Origin of the sequence: Enterobacter sp. 120016, assembly GCF_018383635.1 — a bacterium.
Lineage (GTDB): Bacteria > Pseudomonadota > Gammaproteobacteria > Enterobacterales > Enterobacteriaceae > Enterobacter > Enterobacter asburiae_D.
Map to the genome: position 1 here is coordinate 351,382 of NZ_JAHAWC010000002.1, position 14,615 is coordinate 365,996.

The window sequence follows — 14,615 nt, forward strand, 5'->3', positions numbered from 1 at the left end:
AGCAAATAAAATTGGTGAGCCGTAAATATCCCCGTTCTGTGAGTTTGATCAATCAATGTGTGGCGGTATGTTGACCCTTAGCGGCAAACATGTATGGTAGTCGTCATTGCAGTAACACATATTGGTATAACAACTTAAGAGGGTGAGGCAATGGAACAAACCTGGCGTTGGTACGGGCCGAACGATCCGGTTTCTCTTGATGATGTGCGCCAGGCTGGCGCAACGGGTGTCGTCACGGCGCTGCATCATATTCCAAACGGTCAGGTATGGCCGGTTGAGGAAATTCAACAGCGTCAGGCGCTGCTGGCGGAGAAGGGGTTAACCTGGTCTGTGGTGGAAAGCATCCCGGTTCACGAAGACATCAAAACCCATTCAGGGGAGTACCAGACCTGGATTGCTAACTATCAGCAGAGCATTCGCAACCTGGCGACCTGCGGCATTGATACGGTCTGCTATAACTTTATGCCCATCCTCGACTGGACGCGTACCGACCTTGAATACCAGATGCCGGACGGTTCGAAAGCGCTGCGTTTCGATCAGATTGCCTTTGCGGCATTCGAACTGCACATTCTGAAACGCCCTGGCGCCGAAGCGGATTACACCGCGGAAGAGCAGCAGCAGGCGCTCGAATGGTTCAATGCAGCCAGTGACGCGGACATCGAAAAGCTGACCCGCAACATCATTGCTGGCCTGCCGGGGGCTGAAGAGGGGTATACCCTGGATCAGTTCCGCGCGCGCCTGGCGGAATACGGCGATATTGATAAGCACCAGCTGCGTGAAAACATGGCGCACTTCCTGCGCGCTATCGTGCCGGTTGCAGAAGAGGTCGGGGTACGCCTCGCCGTGCATCCGGACGATCCACCGCGTCCTATCCTCGGCCTGCCGCGTATCGTTTCCACCCTTGAAGATATGCAGTGGCTGAAAGAAACGGTAAACAGCATCTATAACGGCTTTACCATGTGTACCGGCTCCTACGGCGTGCGTGCGGATAACGACCTGGTGCGGATGATTGAAACCTTCGGCGATCGTATCCACTTCACGCATCTGCGCGCGACCTGCCGCGAAGAGAATCCAAAAACCTTCCACGAGGCGGCGCATCTGGGCGGCGATGTGAATATGGTAGCGGTGGTAGACGCCATTCTGGCGGAAGAGGCGCGTCGCAAGCAGGCGGGCGATGTGCGTCCTATTCCGTTCCGTCCGGATCACGGCCACCAGATGCTGGACGATCTGCGTAAGAAAACCAACCCGGGCTATTCGGCGATTGGTCGTCTTAAAGGGATGGCGGAAGTGCGCGGCGTTGAGCTGGCGCTGAAGATGACGAAGTATCCGGAGCTTCTGTAACCGGAATTGCCGGGTGGCGGCTTCGCCTTACCCGGCCTACAAAAACACAAAAACCGGCTTCAGGGCCGGTTTTTCGTAGGCCCGGTAAGCGTAGCGCCACCGGGCAAATGCCGCAATCAGTCAGCGCGACCCATATAGCGTTTTTCTTCGATATGGATACGGATTTTCTCGCCAGCGGAGAGGTATTCCGGCACCTGCACAACCAGGCCGGTCGTCAGGGTAGCCGGTTTGTTGCGGGCACTTGCTGATGCGCCCTTGATACCTGGTGCGGTTTCAACGATTTCCAGATCGACGGTCTGCGGCAGCTCCAGCGCCAGCAGCACGCCGTCCCAGGTCAGGACCTGCATGTCAGGCATGCCGCCTTCAGGGATGAACAGCAGCTCTTCTTCAATCTGATCTTTGGTGAAGATGTACGGGGTGTAATCTTCTTTGTCCATGAACACGTATTCGTTGCCGTCGATGTAGGAGAAATCAACGTAGCGACGAGTCAGGGTCACGGTATCGACGATATCGTCACCTTTAAAGCGCTCTTCCACCTTCAGGCCGGTACGCACATCGGCGAAACGCATTTTGTACAGCGTTGCTGCACCACGGGCGCTCGGGGCCTGAATGTCGATATCTTTCACAATCAGCAGTTTGCCGTTGTAATTCAGCACCATACCTTTCTTAATTTCGTTCGCTCTTGGCATTGCAGTAATCCTGTTTACGGGAGGTAAAAAATATCGCGCCAAATTACTCGCGCGCGGCCTTTCAGGCAAGAGGAATTCGTGGCTTTTGCTATCAATACGCAAAAGGTGTTACTGTGCGCGCGATGCCCGACTGCGCGGGCGATCGTCAGCGAAAGAGAGCATTTATGGATTGCCGTCCCGATTGTGGCGCGTGCTGTACTGCACCGTCCATTTCAAGCCCCATTCCAGGAATGCCGGAGGGTAAGCCTGCCAATACCCGCTGCGTCCAGCTCTCGGAAACGAATTTGTGCATGATTTTTGGCTCACCGCTGCGCCCGAAAGTCTGCTCCGGGCTTCAGCCCACTGCCGAAATGTGTGGCAGCACGCGAGGGCAGGCGATGACGTACCTTCTTGAGCTGGAAGCGCTCACCGCGCCTTAAACGTCTTTAATCCTCGCCAGGCAGCCGATCGTCAGCGTACACATCACCAGCGCAATCCAGAACACCGTGTGATAGTTCCAGATTTCGGCCACAACACCGGCCATTGAGCCCGCGATAATCCAGCCCACGCGGGTGGTATTAGTATAAAGGGTGGTGGCAGAGCCTGCCTGACCCGGCATCAGATCCTGGAAGTAGAGCATGCCTATCCCGGCGAGAATGCCAATATAGATGGCGTTCAGCAGCTGTAAAGCCAGCAACAGCCCCGGCGTATGTACCGTCAGCATACCGATATAGAACAGCAGACCGGCGATGGCGGCGATGCGCATTAAAAAACGCTTTCCGAAGCGCTTTGCGTAATAGCCCGCTATGAGCATCGTCGGGATCTCAAGCCCGGCCGCGGTGCCCATCATGATGCCCGCCAGCTTCTCCGACAGGTGCAGTTCATCAATAATAAACAGCGGCATATTGATGATATACAGGCTGTTGGTACCCCACATCAGCGTACAGATAACAAACAGGAGTAGGGCATCGCGGCGGTTGCGGCGCGGCGCTTCCAGCACGCCCGTTGTCACTTTTGGCTCTTTGCGCATGGACGGCAGGAAGAACCACACCAGCGCGCCGCACGCCACAAACGCAACGGCCGCACTCAGGTACATCACCGTAAAGCCAAAACCCATCGCCAGCGCGTAGGCCAGCGGCGGGCCAATCACCCACGCCAGCGACACCTGAGCACGCAGGACAGAGCTGAACATCACCGCTTCACGTCCGGTATGGTCCGCGTGTTCGCGAGCAAGGGCGAACAGCTGAGGGTTCGCCGTTGAGCCAAAGCTGCTCAGGAATACCCCGACGAAGAGCAGAATGAAATAGTTGCGGTTCCAGGCAAACAGAACGCAGGCCATGACCCCCAGCAGACAGCAGAAAACGATCAGGCTTTTACGATCGCCTTTTCTGTCGGATCGCCCCGCCAGAAACTGGCTGACCAGGATGCCGATGATGGCGCTTCCGGTAAAAAAGAAGCCGACCATTGCCGGGCGGACGTGAACCTCGTTTGTCAGGAATAAGCTCAATGTCGGCGTCTGTAACGCACCGGCAATGCCCGTGAAGAAGGCAACAACCAGGAATGCCGCGGAGGTCAAATCAAAGGGCTTCGGCGAGACGGCCGCAGGGGTGTTATGCATGTTTTATAATTAGCGAGTAGCAGAGAGGAGGCGGAGTTTACGCCGTCAGCTAAAAAATAAACAGTGGGTGCGGTCAATGATCCCACGAAAAATCAAAATGGCATTTCAAGTTATCTCTCATCCGGCTGAACTTAGCTGAAACTGTCTTGCTGAACTTCAGCAAAATTCAGCTGAACGAAGAAGAAATGTGCTGTATCTCTAAATTCTGAGATCGGAAATACGAGTTTACTTGCAAGACATTGCAGAAAGCGCAAGACTTTTTGAAACGTTTCAGCGCTATCTTGTTTTAACAAACGGAGCAGGCTAGCGCATTTTTTCTCATTAAAGCTGAAACGATTCAAGTTCAGCAGGAGTGGAGAACCATGTTCCAGTTATCTGTTCAGGATATCCACCCGGGCGCTCAGGCCGGGGATAAAGAAGAGGCTATTCGCCAGGTTGCCGCTGCGCTCGTGCAGGCGGGTAACGTCGCGGACGGCTATGTCAACGGCATGCTGGCCCGCGAGCAGCAGACCTCAACCTTCCTCGGCAATGGCATTGCCATTCCGCACGGCACAACCGACACCCGCGATCAGGTGTTGAAAACCGGCGTTCAGGTTTATCAGTTCCCGCAGGGCGTGCTCTGGGGCGACGGTCAGGTGGCCTACGTGGCTATCGGTATCGCGGCCAGTAGCGATGAACACTTAGGCCTGCTGCGTCAGCTGACGCATGTCCTGAGCGATGACGACGTGGCTGAACAGCTTAAGTCCGCCACCACAGCTGAAGAGCTGCGCGCCCTGCTGATGGGCGAAAAACAGAGCGAAGCGCTGAAACTGGATAATGAAACGCTGACGCTGGATGTGGCTGCCTCCGATCTGGTGACGCTGCAGGCGCTGAACGCGGGTCGTCTGAAAGAAGCCGGCGCGGCGGATGCCACGTTTGTGACGCGCGTGATTAACGATAAACCGTTGAATCTGGGTCAGGGTATCTGGCTGAACGACAGTGCTGAAGGCAACCTGCGCAGCGCTATCGCCGTGAGCCGCGCGGCCAATGCGTTTGACGTGGAAGGCGAGCGCGCGGCCATGCTGGTGACCGTGGCGATGAATGACGATCAGCCGGTTTCCGTGCTGAAGCGTCTGGGCGATCTGCTGCTGAACAACAAAGCTGAAAAACTGCTGAACGCTGATGCCTCCACCGTGCTGGCACTGCTGACCAGTGATGATGCGCCGACTGAAGACGTGCAGACCGCTGAGTTCGTGGTACGTAACGAGCACGGCCTGCATGCCCGTCCAGGCACCATGCTGGTGAATACCATTAAACAATTCGAGAGTGAGATCACCGTGGCGAATCTTGATGGCACGGGCAAACCGGCCAACGGCCGTAGTCTAATGAAAGTTGTCGCGCTGGGCGTGAAGAAAGGCCACCGTCTGCGTTTCACCGCGCAGGGTGCCGATGCTGAACAGGCGCTGAAAGCGATTGGCGACGCCATCGCGGCGGGTCTGGGGGAGGGCGCATAATGAGCAGACGTGTTGCGACTATTACGCTGAACCCGGCTTATGACCTGGTAGGATTTTGCCCGGAAATTGAGCGCGGCGAAGTCAACCTCGTGCGTACCACTGGCCTGCATGCTGCGGGTAAAGGGATTAACGTCGCGAAAGTGCTCAAGGATCTCGGTATCGACGTCACCGTGGGTGGATTCCTCGGTAAAGATAACCAGGATGGTTTCCAGCAGCTGTTCAGCGAGCTGGGCATTGCCAACCGTTTTCAGATTGTTCAGGGCCGTACCCGCATCAACGTTAAGCTGACGGAGAAAGACGGTGAAGTGACCGATCTGAACTTCTCTGGCTTCGAAGTGACGCCGTCAGACTGGGAGCGTTTTGTTAACGACTCTCTGACCTGGCTTGGTCAGTTTGACATGGTCTGCGTCAGCGGCAGCCTGCCGTCCGGCGTCAGCCCGGAAGCGTTTACCGACTGGATGACGCGCCTGCGCAGCCAGTGCCCGTGCATCATTTTTGACAGCAGCCGCGACGCGCTGGTTGCCGGTCTGAAAGCGTCGCCGTGGCTGGTGAAGCCGAATCGCCGCGAGCTGGAGATCTGGGCGGGTCGTAAGCTGCCAGAATTAAAAGATGTGATTGACGCTGCCCATGCGCTGCGCGAGCAGGGTATCGCTCACGTGGTGATCTCTCTTGGTGCAGAAGGCGCGCTGTGGGTTAACGCGTCTGGTGAATGGATCGCCAAACCGCCGTCAATGGAAGTTGTGAGCACCGTTGGCGCAGGGGATTCCATGGTTGGCGGCCTGATTTATGGCCTGCTGATGCGTGAATCCAGTGAACATACTTTACGTCTTGCCACCGCCGTTGCTGCCCTGGCCGTAAGCCAGAGCAATGTCGGCATTACCGATCGTACCCAGTTAGCCGCGATGATGGCGCGCGTTGACTTAAAACCTTTTAACTAACAGCAGGAGAGGAATAATGAAAACGCTGCTGATCATTGACTCCGGTCTCGGACAGGCCCGCGCCTATATGGCGAAGACCTTGCTGGGCGCGGCGGCACAAAAAGCACATCTGGACATTATCGATAATCCAGGCGATGCGGAACTGGCCATTGTACTGGGCGACAAAATCCCGGCTGACAGTGCGCTGAACGGCAAAAAAGTGTGGCTGGGCGATATTAATCGCGCGGTGGCACATCCGGAACTGTTCCTGAGCGAAGCGAAAGGTCACGCGTCTGTCTACAGCGCGCCTGTCGCGACGGCACCGGCTGCGGCCACGGGTCCGAAACGCATTGTTGCGGTGACGGCCTGCCCGACGGGCGTGGCTCATACCTTTATGGCAGCTGAAGCCATTGAAACCGAAGCGAAAAAACGCGGCTGGTGGGTAAAAGTTGAAACGCGTGGCTCCGTCGGTGCCGGTAACGCTATCACCCCAGAAGAAGTGGCTGAGGCCGATCTGGTGATCGTGGCGGCGGATATCGAAGTGGACCTGGCGAAATTTGCCGGTAAGCCAATGTACCGTACGTCTACTGGCCTGGCGCTGAAAAAGACCGCGCAGGAGTTTGATAAAGCGCTGGTAGAAGCGAAGCCGTATCAGGCAACCGGCGCGCGTCAAACCGCGACGGAAGGTAAGAAAGAGTCTGCAGGCGCCTATCGTCATCTGTTGACCGGTGTGTCTTACATGCTGCCGATGGTGGTTGCGGGCGGTCTGTGTATTGCCCTCTCGTTCGCATTTGGTATTACCGCGTTTAAAGAGCAAGGGACGCTGGCGGCTGCGCTGATGCAGATCGGCGGTGGCTCAGCCTTCGCTCTGATGGTGCCGGTACTGGCGGGCTTTATTGCCTTCTCCATCGCTGACCGTCCTGGCCTGACGCCGGGCCTTATCGGCGGTATGCTGGCCGTGAGCACCGGTTCTGGCTTTATCGGCGGGATTATCGCGGGCTTCCTGGCCGGTTACGTCGCGAAGCTCATCAGCTCGAAGCTCAAGCTGCCGCAGAGTATGGAAGCGCTGAAACCGATTCTGATCATCCCGCTGATTTCCAGCCTGGTGGTCGGTCTGGCGATGATTTACCTGATTGGTAAGCCGGTTGCGGGCATCCTGGCGGGTCTGACCCACTGGCTGCAAACCATGGGTACCGCGAACGCGGTTCTGCTGGGTGCAATCCTCGGTGGCATGATGTGTACCGACATGGGTGGTCCGGTGAACAAAGCGGCGTACGCCTTTGGTGTTGGCCTGCTGAGTACCCAGACCTACGCGCCGATGGCAGCCATCATGGCGGCAGGCATGGTGCCTCCTCTGGCGCTCGGCCTGGCGACGATTATTGCCCGTCGTAAGTTCGATAAAGCACAGCAGGAAGGCGGCAAAGCGGCGCTGGTTCTGGGCTTGTGCTTCATTACCGAAGGCGCGATTCCGTTCGCAGCACGTGACCCAATGCGCGTTCTGCCGTGCTGTATCGCGGGTGGTGCGGTAACGGGTGCAATCTCCATGGCGATTGGCGCGAAGCTGATGGCACCGCACGGCGGTCTGTTTGTGCTGCTGATCCCAGGCGCCATCACCCCGGTCCTGGGCTATCTGCTGGCCATCGTTGCCGGTACGCTGGTGGCGGGTCTCTCTTACGCGGTGCTGAAACGTCCGGAAGCGGAAGTTGTGGCAAAAGCAGCGTAAGCGATAAACAACAAAAAAGCCGGGTAGCATTATGCACCCGGCTTTTTTTATGCCGCCTGTTCAGCGGGTTGCTGTGCCTTCAGCCAGGCAATCTCTTCTGCCCAGATGTCCGGATTAATGGTTTCCAGCACCATCGGAATACCGTCGAAGCGGGCGTCCTGCATAATGAAGCGGAACGCATCGTGGCCGATGTTGCCTTCACCCAGGCTGTGGTGGCGGTCAACGCGGCTGCCGAACGCACTTTTTGCATCGTTCAGGTGCATGCCGCGCAGGTACTTAAAGCCCACAATGCGCTCGAACTCATCAAACGTGTTTTTCGTTGCCTCGGTGGTGCGCAGGTCATAACCGGCGGCAAACGCGTGGCAGGTATCAATGCACACGCCAACGCGGGATTTATCCTCCACGCCGTCGATGATCGCCGCCAGATGTTCGAACCTAAAGCCGAGGTTGCTGCCCTGACCGGCAGTATTCTCAATCACCGCGGTGACGCCTTTGGTCTTGTCCAGCGTGATGTTGATGGACTCGGCAATGCGCGCCAGGCAGGCATCTTCATCGATTTGCATCAGATGGCTACCCGGATGGAAGTTCAGCAGCGTCAGCCCCAGCTGTTCGCAGCGCTGTACTTCATCAAGAAACGCCTCGCGGGATTTTTCCAGCGCCTCTTCAACCGGGTGACCGAGGTTGATCAGGTAGCTGTCGTGGGGAAGGATTTGGCCTGGCCCGTAGTGATACTTCTCACAGGCAGCCTTGAAATCATCAATCACCTCAGCGGTGAGCGCTGCGGCGCGCCACTGGCGCTGGTTTTTGGTGAACAGGGCGAAAGCGGTCGCCTCGATTTCGGCGGCGCGAATGGCGGCATTCGCAAGGCCACCTGCAGCGCTGACGTGCGCTCCAACATATTTCATAAAAAAACTCCTGCTAACCGGAAACGCTTATGATAGCGGGTTAGCAGGAGAAGGACGAGATGGTTTATGCCATCAGGCTGTGCACCGCGAGGTTAATGGCACCGCCGCCGACAATCAGCCAGATGAAGAGCACCAGCGCCATCAGCAGCGGTTTGGCACCGGCTTTTTTCAGCGCGCTAACGTGTGTGGTGACCCCCAGCGCCGCCATGGCCATCGCCAGCAGCACGGTATCCAGCGTCACCAGCATATCGACAACGGCTTTCGGCAGCAGGTGGAAGGAGTTGAAAATTGCCACCACGATAAACAGGATCGCAAACCACGGAATGGTGATTTTGCTTTTCTCGCTGCCGCCTGTCGGTGCCAGCTGCTTAACCCGCGCGGCGAGGAAAATCAGGAACGGTGCCAGCATCATCACGCGCAGCATTTTGGCAATCACCGCCGCGTTTTCAGCTTCCGGGTTAATGGCATGTCCTGCCGCCACCACCTGAGCCACTTCGTGCATGGTCGAACCGATGTAGATGCCGTAGGTTTCCGGGCTAAACCAGTGCGCCACCAGCGGATACATTGCCGGGTAGAGGAAGATCGCCAGCGTACCGAAGATCACCACCGTTGCCACCGCCACGGTCACCTTGCTGGCTTCGGCTTTTACGACGGGCTCTGTTGCCAGCACCGCCGCCGCCCCACAGATACTGCTCCCGGCACCGATCAGCCAGCTGGTTTGCTTATCCAGGCCAAAGACTTTCTGGCCGATAAAGCAGGCCAGTAAAAAGGTGCTGGTCAGGGTCAGGACGTCGATGGCAATTCCGCTCACGCCCACGTCCGCAATCTGCGAAAAGGTGAGACGGAAGCCGTAAAGGATGATCCCGAGACGCAGCAGGTGCTGTTTGGCAAAGATCACGCCGCCGTCGCAGGATTTCCAGATATGTGGGTAAACGGTATTTCCCACGACCATGCCCAGCAAAATGGCCAGCGTCAACGCGCTAAAACCCGCGCCTGCGATAGCCGGGATGCTGCCGCCCCATAATGCTACGGCGGTCACTGCTGCGCTAAGCGCGAGGCCCGGCACGAAGTGCCACACTGTACGATGATGTTGTAAGGTGATTTCTGACATAACCTTCTCCTTTGTCTGGCTAAAGGTTACGGCGCTCTGGCTTAAAAATAAAATTGATTATATACTTATAATCAATCTATATAAGTGGTAAGCAACCATGCACATTACATTGCGTCAGCTGGAAGTGTTTGCCGAGGTGCTGAAAAGCGGCTCGACGACCCAGGCGTCACAAATGCTGGCGCTCTCGCAGTCTGCGGTCAGCGCGGCGCTGACCGATCTTGAAGGACAGCTGGGCGTTCAGCTTTTCGACAGGGTAGGGAAGCGTCTGGTGGTCAACGAGCACGGTCGTCTTCTTTATCCACGCGCGCTGGCGCTGCTGGAGCAGGCTATCGAAATCGAACAGCTGTTCCGCGAAGACAACGGCGCGATCCGCGTCTATGCCAGCAGCACCATTGGGAACTACATTCTGCCGGAAGTGATTGCCCGCTACCGCCGGGATTTCCCGACCCTGCCGCTGGAGATGAGCGTGGGCAATAGCCAGGACGTTATCAACGCGGTGATCGATTTCCGCGTGGATATCGGCCTGATTGAAGGGCCGTGCCACAACGTGGATATCATTGCCGAGCCCTGGCTGGAAGATGAGCTGGTGGTGTTTGCGTCCCCAGCCTCGTCGTTATTGCAGGGCGAGGTGACGCTGGAGCGCCTGGCACAGGCGCAGTGGATCCTGCGCGAACAGGGCTCCGGCACGCGTGAAATTGTCGATTATCTGCTGCTTTCCCATCTGCCGCATTTCCAGTTAGGGATGGAGCTGGGGAACTCTGAGGCCATCAAGCACGCGGTGCGTCATGGCCTGGGGATCAGCTGTCTTTCCCGGCGCGTCATTGCCGAACAGCTTGAGACGGGGTCGCTGGTTGAAATCCCGGTTCCATTGCCGAAGCTGGTGCGCACGCTATGGTGCATCCATCACCGCCAGAAACACCTTTCCAGCTCGCTGCAGCGTTTTCTGCGCTACTGCGCCATTTAACGTTCCCCGGTGGCGCTTCGCTTACCGGGGCTACGCGCGCCTGTCACCCCACATTTTTATGCTTTACTTATAATCCTGGCCGAGTCATGAAGCTCTCTTATAACTGAGTATTTCTGCCGGAAGGAACGCGGATCGTCTGCTACAATCGCGCCTCATTTATTAAATGGACAGCATTTTCATATGGTTTCAGAAATTAAAACCACAGAAGCGCCCACGCTACGTCGTGAACTCAAGGCGCGTCACCTGACGATGATCGCCATTGGCGGCTCAATCGGTACAGGTCTTTTCGTTGCCTCTGGCGCAACGATTTCGGCAGCAGGCCCGGGTGGGGCGCTCTTCTCTTATATCCTGATTGGCCTGATGGTGTATTTCCTGATGACCAGTCTCGGCGAACTGGCCGCGTACATGCCGGTATCCGGTTCGTTCTCGACCTACGGTCAAAAATACGTTGAAGAAGGCTTTGGCTTCGCGCTGGGCTGGAACTACTGGTACAACTGGGCGGTCACTATCGCCGTTGACCTTGTCGCCGCACAGCTGGTGATGAACTGGTGGTTCCCCGATACGCCGGGCTGGATCTGGAGTGCCCTGTTCCTGGCCGTCATCTTCCTGCTGAACTACATCTCCGTGCGCGGTTTCGGCGAAGCGGAATACTGGTTCTCTTTGATCAAAGTGGCAACCGTCATCATCTTTATCGTCGTCGGTGTGGCGATGATCGTTGGTATTTTCAAAGGCGCTGAACCTGTGGGCTGGAGTAACTGGACGATAGGCGATGCGCCGTTTGCCGGTGGACTGTCGGCGATGATTGGCGTGGCGATGATTGTCGGCTTCTCCTTCCAGGGGACCGAGCTGATTGGTATCGCCGCCGGTGAGTCAGAGAACCCGGAGAAAAATATTCCGCGCGCGGTCCGTCAGGTATTCTGGCGTATCCTGCTGTTCTATGTGTTCGCTATCCTGATTATCAGCCTGATCATCCCGTACACCGATCCAAGCCTGCTGCGTAATGACGTAAAAGACATTAGCGTCAGCCCGTTCACGCTGGTCTTCCAGCACGCCGGTCTGCTTTCAGCCGCGGCAGTGATGAACGCCGTTATCCTGACGGCCGTGCTTTCTGCCGGTAACTCCGGGATGTACGCGTCCACCCGTATGCTCTACACGCTGGCATGTGACGGTAAAGCCCCGCGTATCTTCGCGAAGCTGTCCCGTGGCGGCGTGCCGCGTAACGCGCTGTACGCCACCACGGTAATTGCCGGTCTGTGCTTCCTGACCTCCATGTTTGGCAACCAGACGGTGTACCTGTGGCTGCTTAACACGTCCGGGATGACGGGCTTTATTGCCTGGCTGGGGATTGCCATTAGCCACTACCGTTTCCGCCGTGGCTTCGTCAAGCAGGGTCACGATATTAACTCGCTGCCGTATCGCTCCGGCTTCTTCCCGCTGGGTCCCATTTTCGCCTTCATTCTGTGCCTGATCATTACGCTTGGACAGAACTATGAAGCGTTCCTGGCGGACACCATTGACTGGGGTGCCGTCACGGCGACCTACATTGGTATTCCGCTGTTCCTCGTCATCTGGTTTGGCTACAAGCTGACGAAAGGAACAAAATTCGTTCGCTACAGTGAAATGGAATTCCCGGGACGATTTAAACAATAACCGCACTTCCTCTCTTTTAACCCGCTCATTCGAGCGGGTTTTTTTATTCTTGCAGGCTGAAACAAAGATATATTTCTTAACAATTTAATTGATAATAATTATCGTTTGCTTTATCGTTATCAAAAATAAGCGTGTCACCGACCCACCGCAGACGTGGGCGGCAGGGAAGACGCTGTGAGCAATGATGATTTGATTTAGTTGTATTTACCTCATGGAGATATGGAATGTTTAGGTTGAATCCCTTCGTCAGGGGAGGACTTTGTGCGTCCGCAATGTCCCTGGCCCTGCCTGTTATCGCAGCGGAATCCGGCGACACAATGGTTGTAACGGCCTCCGCGACCGAGCAAAACCTGAAAGACGCACCGGCAAGCATCAGCGTGATTACCCAGGAAGATTTGCAGCGCAAACCCGTTCAGAATCTGAAAGATGTGTTACGGGAGGTGCCGGGCGTTCAGCTCACGAGCGAAGGGGACAACCGTAAAGGGGTAAGTATTCGTGGACTGGACAGCAGCTATACGCTGATCCTGGTCGACGGCAAGCGCGTTAACTCGCGTAACGCAGTATTCCGCCATAATGATTTCGACCTCAACTGGGTGCCGGTTGACGCCATCGAACGCATCGAAGTGGTGCGCGGACCGATGTCTTCTCTGTACGGTTCCGATGCGCTGGGCGGCGTGGTGAACATTATCACCAAAAAAATCGGCCAGAAATGGACGGGCACCCTGAGCGCCGATTCCACGGTTCAGGAACACCGCGACCGTGGAGACACGTATAACGGCCAGTTCTATACCAGCGGTCCGCTGGTGGATGGCCTGCTGGGGCTGAAGGCCTACGGTAGCCTCGCGAAGCGTGAGAAAGACGGTCAGCAGAAATCCTCCACTACGGCGAGCGGTGAAACGCCGCGCATTGAAGGCTTCACCAGCCGCGATGCGAATGTGGAGTTCGCCTGGACACCGTCTGAAAATCACGACTTTACGGCGGGCTACGGTTTCGACCGTCAGGATCGCGACTCGGATTCCCTCGACAAAAACCGCCTTGAGCGTCAGAACTACTCTCTCAGCCACAACGGTCGTTGGGGCGTCGGCAACAGCGAGCTGAAGGTTTACGGCGAAAAGGTGGATAACAAAAACCCGGGCAACAGCAATCCGATTACCTCCGAGAGCAACGCGGTGGACGGAAAATACGTGCTGCCGCTGGGCGAAATCAACCAGCTGCTGACCTTCGGCGGCGAATGGCGCCACGATAAGCTGAAAGATCCGGTCAACCTGACGGGCGGTTCCAGCAGCAGCACGTCGACAAGCCAGTATGCCCTGTTCCTTGAAGATGAGTGGCGTATCTTTGAACCTCTGGCGCTGACCACCGGCATCCGTATGGACGACCATGATACCTACGGCGATCACTGGAGTCCGCGAGCCTATCTGGTCTACAGCGCGACCGATACCGTAACGGTGAAAGGGGGCTGGGCCACCGCGTTTAAAGCGCCGTCGCTGCTGCAGCTGAGCCCGGACTGGGTTACCGGCTCGTGTCGCGGTGCCTGTGAGATTGTCGGTAACCCGGATCTGAAACCGGAAACCAGCGAGAGTTTCGAATTCGGTCTCTACTACAGCGGGGAAGAGGGCTGGTTAGAGGGCGTGCAGGCCAGCGTCACCACCTTCCAGAATAATGTGGATGACCGCATCAGCATCAGCCGTACGGCCAATGCGAAACAGGCCCAGGGCTACCCTAACTACGTTGGACTGAATGCGGACGGTGAACCGATTTTCCGCTACTACAACGTTAACAAGGCGCGCATCCGCGGGGTGGAGACCGAGCTGAAAGTCCCGCTGGCGGACGACTGGAAAGTGACGCTGAACTACACCTACAACGACGGTCGTGACATCAGCAACGGCGGTAACAAGCCGCTGTCGGATCTGCCGTTCCATACCGCCAACGGAACCGTTGACTGGAAGGCAACGCAGGACTGGTCGTTCTATGTTCAGGGCAACTACACCGGTGAGAAACGCGCGCTGACCAGCAGTGAACCAACGCCGGGTGGCTACGTGATCTGGAATACCGGTGCGGCATGGCAGGTAACGAAAGCCGTTAAGCTGCGCGCGGGCGTGCAGAACCTGCTGGATAAAGATCTGAGCCGTGACGATTACAGCTACACGGAAGATGGCCGTCGCTACTTTGTCGGTGTGGATTATAAGTTCTGATGAGGTCATGTGCCGGGTGGCGGCTGCGCC

At 56.7% G+C, this 14,615-nt stretch carries 12 protein-coding genes; 8 read left to right on the forward strand and 4 right to left on the reverse strand.

Translation table 11 applies throughout. The features are described 5' to 3' along the window. Positions 1-150 precede the first annotated feature (150 nt). Positions 151-1,341, forward strand: a complete 1,191-nt coding sequence (gene uxuA / locus KIF87_RS05880; RefSeq protein ID WP_213328179.1) for a mannonate dehydratase — start codon at positions 151-153, stop codon at positions 1,339-1,341. Between the two features lie 116 nt (positions 1,342-1,457). On the opposite strand, the gene yeiP is transcribed toward uxuA, so the two are convergent. Continuing rightward, positions 1,458-2,030 (reverse strand): elongation factor P-like protein YeiP, encoded by a 573-nt coding sequence (gene yeiP, locus KIF87_RS05885; RefSeq protein ID WP_008500940.1) that lies wholly within the window; start codon positions 2,028-2,030, stop codon positions 1,458-1,460. A gap of 164 nt (positions 2,031-2,194) precedes the next feature. On the opposite strand from yeiP, the gene KIF87_RS05890 reads away from it, so the two are divergent. Beyond that, a complete protein-coding gene (locus KIF87_RS05890; RefSeq protein ID WP_023312483.1) occupies positions 2,195-2,449 on the forward strand; it encodes a YkgJ family cysteine cluster protein in 255 nt (84 codons plus the stop codon). Here KIF87_RS05890 and setB read toward each other — a convergent pair. After that, entirely contained in the window at positions 2,446-3,627 is a 1,182-nt protein-coding gene (gene setB / locus KIF87_RS05895; RefSeq protein ID WP_032658989.1) for a sugar efflux transporter SetB, read from the reverse strand. The two genes, KIF87_RS05890 and setB, sit on opposite strands and share 4 nt — an antisense overlap. Before the next feature lie 362 nt (positions 3,628-3,989). Here setB and fruB point away from each other — a divergent pair, with 362 nt between their 5' ends. The 3 genes from fruB to fruA are packed head-to-tail and all read left to right on the forward strand — an operon-like array spanning position 3,990 to position 7,760. Continuing rightward, positions 3,990-5,120: a fused PTS fructose transporter subunit IIA/HPr protein gene (fruB, locus tag KIF87_RS05900; RefSeq protein ID WP_023336356.1), complete on the forward strand. Its 1,131-nt coding sequence runs from the start codon at positions 3,990-3,992 to the stop codon at positions 5,118-5,120. After that, positions 5,120-6,058 carry a 1-phosphofructokinase gene (fruK, locus tag KIF87_RS05905; RefSeq protein WP_023312480.1) on the forward strand — a complete coding sequence of 313 codons (939 nt, stop codon included), beginning with the start codon at positions 5,120-5,122 and terminating at the stop codon, positions 6,056-6,058. Before fruB ends, fruK begins: the two co-directional genes overlap by 1 nt. A 16-nt stretch (positions 6,059-6,074) precedes the next feature. Continuing rightward, the gene (gene fruA / locus KIF87_RS05910) at positions 6,075-7,760 is read left to right on the forward strand and encodes a PTS fructose transporter subunit IIBC (RefSeq protein ID WP_023312479.1); all 1,686 of its coding nucleotides are present in this window, start codon (positions 6,075-6,077) and stop codon (positions 7,758-7,760) included. A 47-nt stretch (positions 7,761-7,807) separates the two neighbouring features. Here the strand turns inward: fruA and nfo are convergent, their stop codons facing one another. Then, positions 7,808-8,665, reverse strand: coding sequence for a deoxyribonuclease IV (nfo, locus tag KIF87_RS05915; protein WP_213328180.1), 858 nt, complete (start codon positions 8,663-8,665; stop codon positions 7,808-7,810). 64 nt (positions 8,666-8,729) lie between these two features. Further along, entirely contained in the window at positions 8,730-9,776 is a 1,047-nt protein-coding gene (locus tag KIF87_RS05920; protein WP_213328181.1) for a YeiH family protein, read from the reverse strand. Between the two features lie 97 nt (positions 9,777-9,873). On the opposite strand from KIF87_RS05920, the gene yieE reads away from it, so the two are divergent. From yieE to cirA, 3 genes are all read left to right on the forward strand, one after another. Further along, complete coding sequence (yieE, locus tag KIF87_RS05925; RefSeq protein ID WP_023312476.1) at positions 9,874-10,740, forward strand: DNA-binding transcriptional regulator YeiE; 867 nt, start codon at positions 9,874-9,876, stop codon at positions 10,738-10,740. A 180-nt stretch (positions 10,741-10,920) separates the two neighbouring features. Next, positions 10,921-12,390 carry an amino acid permease gene (locus KIF87_RS05930; RefSeq protein ID WP_213328182.1) on the forward strand — a complete coding sequence of 490 codons (1,470 nt, stop codon included), beginning with the start codon at positions 10,921-10,923 and terminating at the stop codon, positions 12,388-12,390. Positions 12,391-12,614: 224 nt separating this feature from the next. Then, positions 12,615-14,585, forward strand: coding sequence for a catecholate siderophore receptor CirA (cirA, locus tag KIF87_RS05935; protein WP_213328183.1), 1,971 nt, complete (start codon positions 12,615-12,617; stop codon positions 14,583-14,585). The last annotated feature ends 30 nt before the right edge of the window (positions 14,586-14,615 follow it).

What these genes read in the sequence shown, in the direction of transcription:
- KIF87_RS05930 (WP_213328182.1), top strand. Translation starts at nt 10,921, where the DNA reads ATGGTTTCAGAAATTAAAACCACAGAAGCGCCCACGCTACGTCGTGAA.
- fruA (WP_023312479.1), top strand. Translation starts at nt 6,075, where the DNA reads ATGAAAACGCTGCTGATCATTGACTCCGGTCTCGGACAGGCCCGCGCC.
- fruK (WP_023312480.1), top strand. Translation starts at nt 5,120, where the DNA reads ATGAGCAGACGTGTTGCGACTATTACGCTGAACCCGGCTTATGACCTG.
- yieE (WP_023312476.1), top strand. Translation starts at nt 9,874, where the DNA reads ATGCACATTACATTGCGTCAGCTGGAAGTGTTTGCCGAGGTGCTGAAA.
- KIF87_RS05890 (WP_023312483.1), top strand. Translation starts at nt 2,195, where the DNA reads ATGGATTGCCGTCCCGATTGTGGCGCGTGCTGTACTGCACCGTCCATT.
- cirA (WP_213328183.1), top strand. Translation starts at nt 12,615, where the DNA reads ATGTTTAGGTTGAATCCCTTCGTCAGGGGAGGACTTTGTGCGTCCGCA.
- nfo (WP_213328180.1), bottom strand. Translation starts at nt 8,665, where the DNA reads ATGAAATATGTTGGAGCGCACGTCAGCGCTGCAGGTGGCCTTGCGAAT.
- yeiP (WP_008500940.1), bottom strand. Translation starts at nt 2,030, where the DNA reads ATGCCAAGAGCGAACGAAATTAAGAAAGGTATGGTGCTGAATTACAAC.
- setB (WP_032658989.1), bottom strand. Translation starts at nt 3,627, where the DNA reads ATGCATAACACCCCTGCGGCCGTCTCGCCGAAGCCCTTTGATTTGACC.
- uxuA (WP_213328179.1), top strand. Translation starts at nt 151, where the DNA reads ATGGAACAAACCTGGCGTTGGTACGGGCCGAACGATCCGGTTTCTCTT.
- fruB (WP_023336356.1), top strand. Translation starts at nt 3,990, where the DNA reads ATGTTCCAGTTATCTGTTCAGGATATCCACCCGGGCGCTCAGGCCGGG.
- KIF87_RS05920 (WP_213328181.1), bottom strand. Translation starts at nt 9,776, where the DNA reads ATGTCAGAAATCACCTTACAACATCATCGTACAGTGTGGCACTTCGTG.